The sequence below is a fragment of the Neorhizobium sp. NCHU2750 genome (assembly GCF_003597675.1).
In the GTDB taxonomy this organism is placed as follows: Bacteria; Pseudomonadota; Alphaproteobacteria; order Rhizobiales; family Rhizobiaceae; genus Neorhizobium.
This window is the reverse complement of sequence record NZ_CP030829.1, coordinates 311,417-325,649: the sequence shown is the minus strand read 5'-3', so window position 1 is coordinate 325,649 and position 14,233 is coordinate 311,417. Positions and strand designations below refer to the sequence as shown.

Here is a 14,233-nt window from a genome sequence, read left to right as displayed (position 1 = left end):
ACTCACCGATTTCTGCTTGCGGGGGACGCGGTAGATCGGCGAATGATCAGCGGCGATTCGACGACGCGAAACTCCCTGGCGCCGTCCGGCTCGGCGAGCAGACCATCCATCAGTTCGACGGCTGCGGCCGCATGAGATCCCGCATCCTGCCGAACCGTGGTCAGGGATATGGTTTCTGTGCCCGAGGCTGGGATATCGTCGAAGCCGATAACCGAGATGTCCTGCGGGACGCTTGTTCCTCGACGTCTCAGTTCGTTGATTGCTCCGATCGCGGTGAGGTCGTTATCGGCAAAGATGGCAGTCGGCAGATCGCCGTTGTCCAGCAGCGCGGCGACGCCACGGCGGCCTGAATCGATGTCATGCTCGCCCGAAACCTCGATGATTGGCAGATCTGCTTGTGCCATGGCACGCTGATAGCCGCGCTTTCGTTCGATCGCACCCGGCTTGCTGCCGCCTTCGATATGGGCGATGCGGCGATGGCCCAAATCTATCAGGTGCTCGATGGCGCGAGCGCTCGCATCCTCGTCATCGGCGCTGACGGATGAGACGTTGAGATCCTGCAACTGCCGGCCCATGAAGACGCTCGGAAGCGCATTGGCCAGCGCCGCTATCGCCTCATCGCTTTCCGGCGTCGAGATCAGGAACACTCCCTGAGCTCGCATGGAAAGAAGCCTGTCGCTTTCACGCAGCACCGCTTGGTCATTGATCGCCCGCAGCGACACGATCGAATCGAAACCGTTTGCCGCCAGCCGCTCATCGAGTGCCTGGGCAAGAAGCATATGAAACGGATTGAGCGGCTCACCGATGACGATGCCGACACTTCTTGACTGTGCCGATGCCAGCGTCCGGGCGGCCAAATTAGGCCGATAGCCAAGTCGACGGGCAGCCGTCTCGGCCATTTCCCGTGTTGCCGGAGTGACACCGGGATCGCCTCGGAGCGCACGCGAGACTTGCGCGCGCGAAAGGCCGGCCGCGCGGGCGACATCCTCAAGGGTGACCGAGCCCTTTTTCATCGATACCTCCATATCCCCTTATCTTTCTTAGGGAAAATCGTCGGTTCGGGCAATGTGGCCGATCATGCGACGACACTAATTGACGCTGCGGCGAAACGTCTCTATATCGAGTAATGAGAGCGCTCTCATTATTCTCCGATTTTCGCCTTGGCAAGCATGCACAGCTTTCGAACGGCGATACGGCCCCGCCAACTCGTTCCCAACCCTGGGAAATTACCTGGATCTTAAAATGGCCCACTGTCCCAAAGTCGAAGCCTCTCCGGGCGCTGCCGTCAGCAGACGCAGCTTGTTGAAGACTCTTTCCTTTTCCGTGCCGGCCGCATGGTTGTTGACTGGCAGCATGTCGGCATCGGGTGCGCTTGCGCAGGTTGTGCCGACGGCCAAGGCACCTGCCGATTTCATGCAGGTTTCGCGCCTTCTCACCGGGCATCCGGAAATCGAGGATACGCTGGCGGATATGGCGTGGTCCGCCTTGACCCGTCGGGAGGAGCATTTCGAAGCCGGCTACAAGGCGCTCGTCGATGCAATCAAGTCCAGCGGGTTGTCCGACTTTGCCGCACTCGAACAATCTCCCGTAATGACGGATGCCGCACTCAAGGCAACCGCCGTCTCGCTTGTTTCCGCCTGGTATCTTGGGCGCGTCGGCGAAGTGCTCGACCGCGGCGAGCCCGGCCCGGACTTCATCACCTATACCGGCGCCCTGATGTGGCGCCCGACCATCGACGTTACCGTCTTGCCCACCTATGCGCGCGGCGGCCCCGGTTACTGGGCAACGCCCCCGGCAACGCTCGCGACCGACTGATTTTCCCCATCCTCCCCATCAGGTAATCCAATGGCCAACACAGAATTTGACGCCGACGTCATCGTCGTCGGCTCTGGAGCCATGGGCGGTCTTGCCGCCCAGAAGCTCGCAGAAGCCGGAAAATCCGTAATCATCCTGGAAGCCGGTCCGCGCGTCCCGCGCTGGAAGATCGTCGACAGTTTCCGCTCCAGCGGCAACGTTTCGTCGAACGGTGGCAACCGCAACCAGCCCTATCCGAACGAGCCCTGGGCGCCGACTTCCTTCGTGCCGGGCTATGTCGAGAATACCGGACCGGTTTCCTATGTCGCCGGCATGCTGAAGCTCGTCGGCGGCACCACTTGGCACTGGGGTGGCGCCTGCTGGCGCAACCTGCCGAACGATTTCAAGCTGAAATCCACCTATGGCGTAGGTCGCGACTGGCCGATCGGTTACGACGATCTCGAGCCCTTCTACTATGAAGCCGAGACGCGGATGGGTGTTTCGGGCGACGATCATGCGGACTATTCCGGCAAGGGCGGCCAGCCTTATCCGCCGCGCAAGCAACCTTTCCCCATTCGTCCGCAGGAACTGTCCTATTTTTCCAAGCGCTTCGCCGAAAAGGTCGCGCCCGGCGGCTATAATTACACCTACCAGCCAAACGGCCGCGCAACCGACCCCTATGGCGGACGTCCCGCCTGCGTCGGCAACAATAACTGTTCGCCGATCTGTCCGATTGGTGCACAATATTCCGGCGACCGGAACGTGACGTTTGCAGAGCAGGCCGGCGCCAAGCTGATTGAGAATGCGGCCGTCTACAAGCTGGAAAAGTCTCCCGACGGCAAGAAGATCGCTGCGGTTCACTATCACGACAGCCAGGGCAACAGTCACGCGCTCACCTCGCGATATGTCATCGTCGCAGCGCATGCGATCGAGACGCCGCGTCTGCTCCTGCTGTCCGATGTGGCGAATTCCTCCGACATGGTTGGCCGCAACCTGATGGACCATAATGCTTTCGGCGCCTCCTTCCTCTCGGACGAGCCGATGTGGTCGGGACGCGGACCGGTCCAGCAGGGCGATATCCTGAATTGGCGCGATGGGCCGTGGCGCTCCGAGCATGGCTGCATTCGTTACGAGATCGGCAATTTCGTCGGCAACGTGCCGATCACCGAATATCTGATGAGCCAGGGCGTCATCGGACCGGAGCTCGACAAGCAGCTCCGCCACATGGCCGCCCGCTTCACGCCGGTCTCGTCGAATATCGAATCGCTGCCGCATCCGACCAACCGGGTGACACTATCGTCGACCAACAAGGACAAGTTCGGCCTGCCGCTGAATTCCATTCATTACGATGTCGATGACTATGTCCGCCGTGCCGGCGAAGTGGTGAAGCAGGACTTCGACAAGTTCCAGTCTCTGCTCGGCGCCACCGTGTTCAGCAAGAACACGACAGTCTGGGAAAACCGCGACCACCCGATGGGCACGGTCATCATGGGCGAAGATCCGAAGGATTCGGTCGTGAACGGCGAATGCCGCACCCACGATCACGAGAACCTTTTCCTCGCGACGTCCGGCGTCATGCCCGCTTCGGCAGCCAACAACCCGACCATGACCGGATGCGCGCTATCGCTGCGGTCCGCCGGCATTATCGCAAGGGAGATCTGAACATGATGCGTCTTGCGACAATTGCCGCGATTGCCCTGTCAGCCTCTGCCATCGGTGGAGCCGCCATGGCCCAGGACAATGACAGTGATCTGGTGAAACGCGGCCAGTATCTGGCGACGGCAGGCGATTGTGCCGCCTGCCATACAGCCCCGAAAGGCGGCAAGCCCTTTGCCGGTGGTTATCCGATTGCGTCGCCGATGGGAACGATCTGGTCGACGAACATCACGCCATCGAAACAGAACGGTATCGGCAACTGGACTGAAGAACAGTTCGCCCGTGCCGTCCGCGAGGGCGTGGCACCGTCCGGCAATCTCTATCCGGCGATGCCATACGATTCCTACTCCTTGATGACCGATGACGACATCAAGGCGCTTTACGCCTATTTCCAGAAAGGGGTCACCCCGGTTGACAACGCTCCGGCCCACAAGACCGAGCTCGCGTTTCCGTTCAACCAGCGTTTCCTGATGGCCGGCTGGAATCTCCTCAATCTCAGTTCCGCACGGTTTGCGCCGAAGCCCGGCGAGAGCGCGCAGGTCGCACGCGGCCGTTACCTCTCCGAAGGTCTCGCCCACTGCGCCACCTGCCACACGCCGCGCGACGTGACCATGGCCATGGACCGTGGCGCCAATCTGAGTGGTGGCTTTGTCGGGGCATGGGAGGCGCCGAACATCACCTCGGACAAGGTCTCCGGTATTGGCGACTGGACGGATGCAGAAATAGCCCAATACCTGAAGCAGGGCCATGTTCCCGGCAAGGGCGTTGCTGCAGGCCCTATGGCGGAAGCCGTAGAGCTTAGTCTCTCGAAGCTGAGCGACGACGATATCGCTGCGATCACGGCCTATCTTCGTACGGTTCCGGCCGTGAAGGACAAGGCGGAAGCAGGTTCGCCAGCTGGCTTCGGCACGCCGGTGAAGGATCATTACGATTTCGACAGCGACCAGTCCCGCAAGGTGTTGCAGGCTGCCGATGCCGGGCGCGCTGCCAATTCCGAGATCTACAAGGATGCCACGCGAGGCAACTTCCTTGGGCTCAACGATGGTGCCGTGCTTTACGATTCGGCCTGTGCGAGCTGCCATCAGCCGAACGGCTCCGGCAGCAGCGATGGCTATTATCCGTCGCTCTATCACAGCACGGCAACCGGCTCCGCACGTCCGAACAATCTGGTCATGACGATCCTCGAAGGCGTACACCGCACGGGCACGAGCGGCCCGACGCTCATGCCGCCCTTCGAGCGCGACATGAGCGACCGTCAGGTTGCCGCCGTCGCCAATTTCGTCGCCCAGAACTTCGGCAATCCGGCGATGAAGGTCACTCCGGAACAGGTTGCCGAACTGCGCGCCGGTGGCTCGACACCGCTGCTCGCCAGGCTCGGTGCATGGCTTGTGGTGATACCGGCGATTATTGGAGTGGTGATCATCGTATTGATTGCGGCCCTGCTTGTCTCGCGACGTAATCGCCGAACGCTGGCTACCGCCTGACGGATACGTCTTCGATGGATACTCTCGTCGCCAAGCCGTGGCGACGAGAGGTTGGACGCAGGATATGCAGCCACTGATTCAGACCGAACGCGGCCTAATCAGTCGAAGCGCGAAAGAAATTCCGAGACGGTCTTCAGGCAGAGCGCCTTTTCTTCAACATGCGGCATGTGGCTCGAATTTTCGAAGAGCACCCACTCGCAGTTCTTCACATGGTCGACATAGGGTTTGACGACGAGCGGTGTCGCTTCGTCGTACTTGCCCGAGATTTTAAGGGTCGGTGCTTGGATGAGATGCAGGCGCTCTTCGATCGTCCAGTCCTTCATCGTGCCGATGACATGGAATTCGGTCGGGCCGTTCATGTTGCGATAGACGGTGTTGTCCTCGTCCATGATCGCAAAGGTACGGGCGACCTCCGGCGGCCAGGGCGAAACCCGGCAGACATGGCGATCATAGAACACGCGCGATGCGGCAATGTAATCGGGATCGGTGATGGTGCCCGCCTGCTCGTGTTTCAGCAGTGTGTCCTGCACATCCTGAGGAAGCTCCTCGCGCAGGCGGTTTGCCTCCGAGACCCAGGTATGCATGTTGGCCGGTGAGTTGGCGATGACCAGCGCCTTCAGGCCCTGCGGCTGGCGTACCGCGTGCTCAGCGCCGAGCATACCACCCCAGGATTGGCCGAGAAACGCGTAGCGTTCCTGGATGCCGAGATGGTTGAGAAGCGCATCCAGTTCTTCGAGGAACAGCGCGGGGGTCCAGAAATCCGGCCCTTTTTCGGGCAGGCGGGTGGAATTGCCATTTCCGAGCTGGTCGTAATGGATCACGGCACGGCCGTCGATCTCTGTTATACCCTTGAAGCTGTCGACATAGTCATGGGTGCAGCCCGGCCCGCCATGAGCGACGACGAGAGGCAGCTTGCCGGTGTCGAGAGAACCTGTGATCCGATACCATGTCTGGTATTCGCGAAACGGCAGAAAGGCTTCTTTCGACGCAATTGCGGGCACGTTCATCTCCATGTCGTGACGATCCATGGAAAAGCATAACGTGGCCGCGGGACGCGCGGCAGCTATCACAAGTTATAGGATGGGCGGTCGTCGAGAAGCCGGTAATGGGTGGCGCGCACCACGGCCTGCGTCCGGTTCTTGGCGCCGAGTTTCTTGGCCGCTGCATTGAGGTGCATGACGACGGTCGGTACCGATCGGTCGATGATGCGCGAGATCTCCTTGGCGGAAAGCCCCTCGGCGGAATAGCGCAGGCATTCGCGCTCGCGCTCGGTCAGCCTAGCCGTTCCCGAACGGAATGTCTGCGCATCAAACAGCGAATAGGCCGTCTCGTGAAAGACATGGGCGAGCAGATTGAAGTCGGCGATATAGCGCAATGCATGGCGCTCGAATTCCTGGTTGCCGCCGAAGCGTATGCCGGTCACCGTCGCATAATCACCGCGCGGCATGTGCACGGGCACTGTGACGCCCGTCGACATGTCCCTCTCGCTGAGGTAGCGCGCGACAGGCGCGGTATCCTCCGTCATGAAGCGGCGGATAAGGGTGTCCGCGTCCGCATCGTAATTCCAGAAAAACGGTGCCGACGTGCGCAGGGCGACCTGTTGCACGGGATCGATGCGGAAATAGCCGCGGTCGAACCAGTAATCATGCATATCCTCTGAAATATTGCGCAGTTTCAGAAGCGACGGGACCATGATTTCGCCGTCCAGATCGTAGGGAACAGGCGTGTAGTCATATATCAGGGCTTCGAAACCGATCGTTTTCATTGCGTCGAAGATCTGGTCGATCCGGCCGTCCAGCGTCGTGCGGTCCATGAACTGTCGTCTGATCGTGCCGATCTCGTCAATCATCACTGGCTCCCAGCCCCCCTGTACCACCGATCCTATCACTTCTTATAGCTGGCGCCTAATGGGGTTTGCGGTAAAAATTAGCCCTGCTCAAATATTGAGCAAGCGATTTTTTTACCGGAGTAGTCAATGTGGCGTGAGATCGAGCCCGATGCCCGACATGAGGTCGATGTCGATGGCCACAAGGTCATCGCCTACAGCTTCGGTGACGGTGCCGAGACCGTGTTCTGCCTGAATGGCGGACCGGGCCTGCCCTGCGACTACCTGCGCGAGGCGCATTCTTGTCTCATCGACAAAGGGTTTCGGGTCGTCGCCTTCGACCAGCTTGGAACCGGCGCATCGGACAGGCCGACGGACAACTCTCTGTGGACGATCGGCCGTTATGTCGAGGAAACGGAAACGGTGCGCAAAGCGCTCGGCCTCGGCAAGGTCCATATGCTTGGCCATTCCTGGGGTGGGTGGCTGGCGATCGACTACGCGCTGACCTATCCGGAAAACCTGCAGACGCTGATCCTCGAAGACACCGTTGCAGATATGCCGCACCTGATCTCGGAGCTGGAACGGCTGCGCGCGGCGCTCGGGCCGGAGACGGTTGCGATGATGCAGAGGCACGAGGCGCAGGGTACCTACGATCACCCCGAATATCTCGCTGCCGTCACTATCCTGAATTATCGCCATGTCTGCCGGCTTGCGGAATGGCCGGCTCCGGTCAATCGTTCTCTCTGCGATTGGAACATGGGGCCATACGGCACGATGCAGGGACCGAACGAATTTCTCTATATCGGCAACCTGAAGGACTGGAACCGCATTCCCGATCTGCCGCGCATGACGGTGCCGACGCTGATCACCTGCGGTGAGCATGACGAGTTGACGCCCGCCTGTGCCCTTAAGATGAAGCTCGCTATTCCGAATGCCGAACTAAAGGTCTTCGCCAATGCGAGCCACATGCCCTTCTACGAAAACCCCGCGGATTATTATCCGGCCCTTCTCGATTTTCTGGCACGCAACAGGGCGAATTGATGCATAGACCCGCACACCAGATGATCGAACGAGGGGAGATCCATGCATCGCTATAGGTTCGTCTTGCTGCGGCCGCTGCAGTTCCTGCCGGTCATTTTCGGGATCAGCGTCATCACCTTCATCCTGGTCAGGTTGATTCCGGGCGATCCGGCACGCGTGCTTCTCGGTACGCGGGCGACCCCGACAGCAATCGCCAATATTCGTGCGCAATTCGGCCTCGATGAACCGATCTGGCTGCAATATCTGTATTTCCTGAAGAACCTGGGCAACGGTGAGATGGGCAAGTCGCTCCTCTACAAGATCGACGTCCTCAATCTGATATCGACCCGCATCGAACCGACTGTCGCGCTGGTTTTGTCGAGCGTGATCCTGTCGATCCTGATTGCCGTGCCGATGGCGTCGGTTGCTGCCCGCAATGCGGGCAGGGCACCGGATCATGCGGTGCGTATCGTCTCCACTTTCGGCATCGGCTTCCCGCCCTTCTGGCTAGGCCTAATGCTGATCATCCTGTTCAGCGTCAAGCTCGATCTTCTGCCGGTTTCCGGCTACGGCTCGACGCTTGGCGAGAAGGCTTCGCATCTGATTCTGCCCAGTCTCACCATCGCCCTGTCGCTCTCCACCGTATTGACGCGAAGCCTGAGGGCGGCGATGGTCGAGGGGCTGAAGTCCGACATCGCGACCGCCGCCCGTGCGCGCGGCATGCCGGAGGGAATTGTCTTCTGGCGCCATGTCCTACCGAACTCGCTGGTGCCGACCATCAATCTCCTCGCCGTCAACATGGGCTGGCTGATCGGCGGCACGGTGGTGATCGAGAGCGTGTTTGCGCTCCCGGGCATGGGCCAACTGCTGGTGCGCGCCATTTTCTCGCGCGACTATATGGTCGTACAGGGGGTCGCCATGGTGTTTGCCTGCGCCACCGTCATGATCAATTTCCTTGCCGACATCGCCACCGTCGCGGTCGATCCGAGGGTGAAGCTATGAGCGCCGGAACCCTCGCCCTTCCCGTCGCAGGGTGGAAGACATTCCTTGGCAGGCGCACGATGCTGGCGGCCGGCGCTTCCGTTCTGCTGTTCTTCCTGCTTATGGCGATCGCAGCCCCGCTGATCGCGCCTTACGATCCGATCCTGCAGGATGGGACGGTCAGATTGCTGCCGCCGTCGCTTTTGCACCCGTTCGGCACCGACAATTTCGGCCGCGATGTCCTCTCGCGCATCATCTGGGGCGCGCGTATCGACCTGCAGATCGCAGTGATCGGCGTCGTCTTCCCGTTCCTGATCGGCACGGTCGTCGGCACGATCGCTGGCTTCTTCGGCGGTATCGTCGATGCCGTCTTCATGCGGATCGTCGATATCATTCTCGCATTCCCGTTCCTGGTGCTGATGCTGTCGATCATCACCATCCTGGGGCCGGGACTTGGCAGCTTCTACATTGCCATGGCCCTCGTCGGATGGGTTTCCTATGCGCGGCTGATCCGGGCGCAGATCCTGGTTCTGAAAAACAGCGACTATGCCGTCGCCGCCGTCAGCCTCGGCTTTGGCAGGCTCCGGATCATGTTTCGCCACCTCTTGCCCAATGCGATTGCCGGATCGATCGTGTTTTCGATGTCCGACGCAGTATTGGTGCTGCTCAGCGGTGCGGCGGTCAGCTATCTGGGCCTGGGCGTCCAGCCGCCCCTGGCCGAATGGGGTGTGATGGTTGCCGAAGGGCAGAGCTTCATTACCACGGCCTGGTGGATCACCCTGTTTCCCGGCCTGTCCATCGTCCTGCTAGCCTTCGGCTTCAGCCTGTTGGGCGATGCGCTCGGCGAACTGCTCGGAGTGCACGAATGAGCGCTCCAATCCTTTCTGTCCGCAATCTCACGGTCAAGGCGCATCTCGATGTCGGAACGCGCACCTTGCTGGACGACGTTTCGCTGGATCTCAACAAGGGCGAAATCCTCGGCCTCGTCGGTGAAAGCGGCTCCGGCAAGAGCCTGTTTTGCCGGTCCCTGATCCGTCTTCTGCCGTCCTCAAGGCTGGCGATCGAGGATGGCGTGGTGCTTCTCGAAGGACGTGACCTGATATCGGTCAGCGATGACGAGATGCTGAAGGTGAGGGGAGGCGAGATCGGCATGATCTTCCAGAATCCCACCAGCCATCTCGATCCCGTCATGCGTATCGGCGATCAGATTTGCGAAGGTATTCGCTATCATCAGGGGCATGATGCCCGGGCGGCGCGGACGGCTGCAATCGAGATCCTCGCGCAGGTCGGCTTTCCCGACCCCATCCGCCAGTTTGACAGCTATCCGCACGAGTTTTCCGGCGGCATGCGTCAGCGGGCGATGATCGCGGTGGCACTGTCCTGCAATCCCAAGGTCCTGATTGCAGACGAACCGACGACGGCGCTGGACGTCACCATCCAGGCGCAGATTCTCCAGCTGCTGATGGAGCTTCGCGATAAACGCGGCCTGTCGATCATCATGATCACCCACGATCTCGGCATCGTCGCGCAGACCTGTGACCGCATCGCCGTCATGCGTGGCGGACGGCTGCTGGAACAGGGGCCGAAGCGACAGATCCTCTCTGCACCTCAGGATCCCTATACGGTCCGGCTGATCAACAGCCATCCGTCCATGCCTGAGGCTCAGGCGGCAACCAAAGCTGTTCTGCCGCCAACTGCAAAACCGTCGAAGCCGATCCTGGAGATCGACGATCTGCATGTGCGCTTCCCGGTGGGCGGAAGCTTCTTTCGCGGCAGCGCGGCGAAAAGCGTGTCCGCCGTCGATGGCATCAGCTTGCAGATCATGCCCGGCGAGACCGTCGGCATTGTCGGGGAATCCGGCAGCGGCAAGAGCACGCTTGCCCGCGCATTGCTGGGACTGACGCCGATATCGTCCGGCCATATCAGTTTCGAAGGCGTCGACCTTGCCTTGCAGAAGGACGTCGCACTGGCACGCCTCAGACGAGAGGCCGCGATGGTGTTCCAGGACCCGTTCAATGCGCTCAACCCGCGCATGACCATCGGCCAGACGATCGGCGAGGTCCTCGCCGTGCAGGGTAAGGTCGCCAGAACCGATATTCCCGCACGTATCGGGGAACTACTCGATCTGGTCGGGCTGGAGCGCGAATTTGCCAACCGCAAGCCGCGCTCCATGAGCGGCGGACAATGCCAGCGCGCCGGGATAGCCCGCGCACTTGCCGTCGACCCGAAGCTGATCATTGCCGACGAATGCGTTGCCGCACTCGACGTCACCATCCAGGCGCAGATCATCGACCTGTTCCGTGATCTGGCGGCAAAGATGAACCTGACGCTGCTGTTCATCGCCCATGACCTGGCGATCGTGCGCAATCTCTGTACCCGCACCATCGTCATGTATCGCGGTCAGGTGGTCGAGGATGGCCCGTCCGAGCAAGTCTTCTCCAACCCCAAACATGCCTACACCGCAGCGCTCGTCGCGGCGATCCCCGACATCGATCCCGACAAGCCGCTGATCGGCCACAATGGATCGCCGCCGGAATTTTCAAAATCAATCAAACGAATGCCATAACAACGAAGGGAACGACATCATGAACAGGAAGTGGAAATCGATCGGGCTGGCAGCCATTGCCGCGGCCCTCAGCCTGAGCGCCAGCTTCGCCGAAGCCGCAGGAGTACTGACCATCGGACGACGCGAGGATTCGACGACGTTCGATCCGATCAAGTCTGCTCAGAACGTCGACAACTGGGTATTTTCCAACGTCTTCGACGTGCTTATCCGCGTCGACAGCACAGGCACCAAGCTCGAGCCCGGCCTTGCCGAAAGCTGGACCATCTCGGATGACGGCCTGACATACACGTTCAAGATCCGCGACGCGAAATTCTCCGACGGCTCGCCGATCACCGCCGAGGACGCCGCCTTCAGCCTGCTGCGCATCCGTGACAATCCGGGATCGCTGTGGAGCGACAGCTACAAGATCGTCGACACCGCCGTGGCAACAGATCCGAAGACGTTGACCGTCAAGCTGACACACCCATCGGCGCCGTTCCTTTCGCAGCTGGCGCTGCCCAACGTTTCTGTCCTGTCGAAGAAGGCTGTCGAAGCAGGTGAAGACGCCTTTGCCGAGCATCCGACTGCATCGTCCGGTGCCTTCACCGTCAAGGAGTGGCGGCGCGGTGACCGTGTCATCCTCGAAAAGAACCCGAATTTCTGGCAGGCGGACCGGGTGAAGCTCGACGGTGTCGAGTGGATCTCGGTGCCTGACGATAACACGCGCATGCTTGACGTACAGGCCGGTCAGCTCGACACGGCCATCTTCGTGCCCTTCTCCCGCGTGGAAGAACTGAAGAAGGATCCGAACCTGAACGTGCTGACCGATACCTCGACGCGCGAGGATCACCTCCTGATCAATCATCAGCATGGGGCTCTCGCCAAGAAGGAAGTTCGTCAGGCTCTCGATATGGCGATCGACAAGAAGTCGATTGTCGACGCGGTGACTTTCGGTATCGGCACCGTGGCGAATTCCTACATTCCGAAGGGATCGCTCTATCACTACGACGCCAATTACCAGTATCCCTATGATCCGGAAAAGGCCAAGGCGATGCTGGCAGAAGCCGGGGCATCTGGCCTGACGCTCAATTATGTCGTCAATGCCGGCAACGAGGTCGACGAACAGATCGCGGTTCTCCTGCAGCAGCAGCTTGCAAAGGCCGGTGTCACCGCCAACCTGCAGAAGGTCGATCCCAGCCAGAGCTGGAACATGCTGGTCGATGGCGACTACGACATTTCGGTCATGTACTGGACGAACGATATTCTCGATCCCGACCAGAAGACGACCTTCGTACTCGGCGACGATTCCAACATGAATTACATGACCCGCTACAAGAACGAGAAAGTGAAGGACCTTGTGGCGGCGGCGCGGCTGGAACTCGACCCTAAGAAGCGCGAGGCGATGTATATCGAGATCCAGAAGCTGGCCAAGGACGACGTTCACTGGATCGACCTGTATTACAGCCCCTACATCAACGTCGCCCGCAAGAATATCGAGAATTTCCACCAGAACCCGCTCGGTCGTTTCTCGCTCGAAGACACCGTGAAGAACTGATGCAGTCTGGCGGGGCGCATGTGCGCCCTGCCTCTCGCTGCCCGCCCGGCGCTGTTACGTGCCGCGTCTCCATCGGCCTATCAAGGGGCCGCTGATAGCTTCCTTCCGTAGCGCTGGGGCGATGATTATCATCGCTCCGGCGTTTTTCCTTTTTCGGCAGGTGACCGGTTGTCAGCCCGAAAACATTCCTGCTGGCTATATCTAAATGAAAATAATGAAATTGATTTCATTGATCTGGATCATAGAAATAAAAAACCGCGCGGAGGAGCCGGTGCAAAATTCTCGAACCATCTGAGACGATGTGCTCTCGCTCCACGCCGTGCCACTGCCGATGGCGCTGAAGGAGCACCGCTTCCGCAGCCGGGTCGGCGACAGGGAGTGCAGAGATTTGTCTTATACGATTTTCGTGACCGCGCCTTCGCTTCATCCGGACGGGGTGGCCATTCTCCAGGAAGCCGGTTGCCGGCTGATCTTCCTCGACAAGGGAGCCGACGAGGCTGATGTCGATAGCATCATGGCCGGCAATCCGGTCGATGCCATCATTTCCCGTACCGTGAACCTGTCTGCAAAGGCTATTGCGGATTGCCCAACATTGAAGGTGATCAGCAAGCATGGCGTAGGTGTCAGCAACATCGACGTCGAGGCTGCTTCCGCCCGCGGCATTCCTGTCTTCGTCACACCGGGAGCCAATGCCCAGTCGGTTGCCGAGATGGCGCTCGGATTGCTGCTCGCTGGTGCCCGCAGGATTTCCTGGATGGATGCAGAACTCAAGGCAGGCCGCTGGTCGCGGGCGCAGGACGGATTGGAACTGTCCGGCAAGACGCTCGGTCTCATCGGCTTTGGTCAGATAGGCCAGAAGCTCGCGCGTGCCTGCCTTGCCATCGGCATGAAGGTGCAGGCCTTCGATCCCGGCATCGGCATGGCCTCTCCCGTCGAAGGCGTGACGATGATCGCCTCTCCGGCTGAAATGCTGCCATCAAGCAATGTGTTGAGCCTGCATGTTCCGCTCAATGCCCATACCCGTGGAATGATCGACGCTGCAGCATTGGCCGCACTGCCGGACAAGGCGATCCTCATCAACACTGCCCGTGGTGAAGTAGTCGACGAGGCAGCACTGATTTCCGCGCTGGAAAGCGGCAAGCTCTATTCCGCCGGTCTCGATACGACTGCGGAAGAGCCGATTTCGCCGGACAGTCCCTTGCTGAAACTGCCCAATGTCGTGCTGACGCCGCATGTGGGGGGATCGACGCCTGCAGCTCTCGCCGGCATGGCCACAGGCGCGGCGCGAAACGTCCTTGGTTTCCTCTCCGGCAACACCCCGCCGGTCAGCGCTTGCGTCAACCCGATCACATTGGAATCAAAGGAGTAAGACC

At 60.1% G+C, this 14,233-nt stretch carries 12 protein-coding genes; 9 read left to right on the top strand and 3 right to left on the bottom strand.

The genetic code is table 11. The annotated features are described in order from the left end of the window. Positions 1–2 precede the first annotated feature (2 nt). Positions 3–1,013 carry a LacI family DNA-binding transcriptional regulator gene (locus NCHU2750_RS25625; RefSeq protein WP_162939794.1) on the bottom strand — a complete coding sequence of 337 codons (1,011 nt, stop codon included), beginning with the start codon at positions 1,011–1,013 and terminating at the stop codon, positions 3–5. Between the two features lie 229 nt (positions 1,014–1,242). Between NCHU2750_RS25625 and NCHU2750_RS25620 the strand changes: the two genes are divergently transcribed. From NCHU2750_RS25620 to NCHU2750_RS25610, 3 genes are read left to right on the top strand one after another with little or no spacing between them, the layout of a single operon-like run. Continuing rightward, a complete protein-coding gene (locus NCHU2750_RS25620) occupies positions 1,243–1,815 on the top strand; it encodes a sugar dehydrogenase complex small subunit (protein ID WP_119944613.1) in 573 nt (190 codons plus the stop codon). A gap of 30 nt (positions 1,816–1,845) precedes the next feature. Further along, positions 1,846–3,456 (top strand): GMC family oxidoreductase, encoded by a 1,611-nt coding sequence (locus NCHU2750_RS25615; RefSeq protein WP_119944612.1) that lies wholly within the window; start codon positions 1,846–1,848, stop codon positions 3,454–3,456. Between the two features lie 5 nt (positions 3,457–3,461). Next, positions 3,462–4,934, top strand: coding sequence for a c-type cytochrome (locus NCHU2750_RS25610; protein WP_205583928.1), 1,473 nt, complete (start codon positions 3,462–3,464; stop codon positions 4,932–4,934). Between the two features lie 98 nt (positions 4,935–5,032). Here NCHU2750_RS25610 and NCHU2750_RS25605 read toward each other — a convergent pair whose 3' ends face one another. Both NCHU2750_RS25605 and NCHU2750_RS25600 read right to left on the bottom strand, forming a co-directional pair. Further along, positions 5,033–5,947 (bottom strand): proline iminopeptidase-family hydrolase, encoded by a 915-nt coding sequence (locus NCHU2750_RS25605; protein WP_162939792.1) that lies wholly within the window; start codon positions 5,945–5,947, stop codon positions 5,033–5,035. Positions 5,948–6,000: 53 nt separating this feature from the next. Continuing rightward, entirely contained in the window at positions 6,001–6,783 is a 783-nt protein-coding gene (locus tag NCHU2750_RS25600) for a LuxR family transcriptional regulator (protein WP_119944610.1), read from the bottom strand. 126 nt (positions 6,784–6,909) lie between these two features. Here NCHU2750_RS25600 and NCHU2750_RS25595 point away from each other — a divergent pair, with 126 nt between their 5' ends. The 6 genes from NCHU2750_RS25595 (at position 6,910) to NCHU2750_RS25570 (ending at position 14,229) form a co-directional block, all read left to right on the top strand. Beyond that, on the top strand, positions 6,910–7,800 hold the full coding sequence (locus tag NCHU2750_RS25595) for a proline iminopeptidase-family hydrolase (RefSeq protein ID WP_119944609.1): 891 nt from the start codon (positions 6,910–6,912) through the stop codon (positions 7,798–7,800). A gap of 42 nt (positions 7,801–7,842) precedes the next feature. Then, positions 7,843–8,781 (top strand): ABC transporter permease, encoded by a 939-nt coding sequence (locus NCHU2750_RS25590; RefSeq protein WP_119944608.1) that lies wholly within the window; start codon positions 7,843–7,845, stop codon positions 8,779–8,781. Further along, positions 8,778–9,629, top strand: a complete 852-nt coding sequence (locus NCHU2750_RS25585; protein WP_119944607.1) for an ABC transporter permease — start codon at positions 8,778–8,780, stop codon at positions 9,627–9,629. Before NCHU2750_RS25590 ends, NCHU2750_RS25585 begins: the two co-directional genes overlap by 4 nt. Further along, entirely contained in the window at positions 9,626–11,326 is a 1,701-nt protein-coding gene (locus tag NCHU2750_RS25580) for a dipeptide ABC transporter ATP-binding protein (protein WP_119944606.1), read from the top strand. Before NCHU2750_RS25585 ends, NCHU2750_RS25580 begins: the two co-directional genes overlap by 4 nt. Before the next feature lie 19 nt (positions 11,327–11,345). Beyond that, positions 11,346–12,860, top strand: coding sequence for an ABC transporter substrate-binding protein (locus NCHU2750_RS25575; RefSeq protein WP_119944605.1), 1,515 nt, complete (start codon positions 11,346–11,348; stop codon positions 12,858–12,860). A gap of 388 nt (positions 12,861–13,248) precedes the next feature. Beyond that, the gene (locus NCHU2750_RS25570; RefSeq protein ID WP_245480493.1) at positions 13,249–14,229 is read left to right on the top strand and encodes a hydroxyacid dehydrogenase; all 981 of its coding nucleotides are present in this window, start codon (positions 13,249–13,251) and stop codon (positions 14,227–14,229) included. Positions 14,230–14,233: the final 4 nt, after the last annotated feature.

What these genes read in the sequence shown, in the direction of transcription:
- NCHU2750_RS25590 (WP_119944608.1), top strand. Translation starts at nt 7,843, where the DNA reads ATGCATCGCTATAGGTTCGTCTTGCTGCGGCCGCTGCAGTTCCTGCCG.
- NCHU2750_RS25615 (WP_119944612.1), top strand. Translation starts at nt 1,846, where the DNA reads ATGGCCAACACAGAATTTGACGCCGACGTCATCGTCGTCGGCTCTGGA.
- NCHU2750_RS25585 (WP_119944607.1), top strand. Translation starts at nt 8,778, where the DNA reads ATGAGCGCCGGAACCCTCGCCCTTCCCGTCGCAGGGTGGAAGACATTC.
- NCHU2750_RS25575 (WP_119944605.1), top strand. Translation starts at nt 11,346, where the DNA reads ATGAACAGGAAGTGGAAATCGATCGGGCTGGCAGCCATTGCCGCGGCC.
- NCHU2750_RS25580 (WP_119944606.1), top strand. Translation starts at nt 9,626, where the DNA reads ATGAGCGCTCCAATCCTTTCTGTCCGCAATCTCACGGTCAAGGCGCAT.
- NCHU2750_RS25620 (WP_119944613.1), top strand. Translation starts at nt 1,243, where the DNA reads ATGGCCCACTGTCCCAAAGTCGAAGCCTCTCCGGGCGCTGCCGTCAGC.
- NCHU2750_RS25600 (WP_119944610.1), bottom strand. Translation starts at nt 6,783, where the DNA reads ATGATTGACGAGATCGGCACGATCAGACGACAGTTCATGGACCGCACG.
- NCHU2750_RS25625 (WP_162939794.1), bottom strand. Translation starts at nt 1,013, where the DNA reads ATGAAAAAGGGCTCGGTCACCCTTGAGGATGTCGCCCGCGCGGCCGGC.
- NCHU2750_RS25605 (WP_162939792.1), bottom strand. Translation starts at nt 5,947, where the DNA reads ATGGAGATGAACGTGCCCGCAATTGCGTCGAAAGAAGCCTTTCTGCCG.
- NCHU2750_RS25595 (WP_119944609.1), top strand. Translation starts at nt 6,910, where the DNA reads ATGTGGCGTGAGATCGAGCCCGATGCCCGACATGAGGTCGATGTCGAT.
- NCHU2750_RS25610 (WP_205583928.1), top strand. Translation starts at nt 3,462, where the DNA reads ATGCGTCTTGCGACAATTGCCGCGATTGCCCTGTCAGCCTCTGCCATC.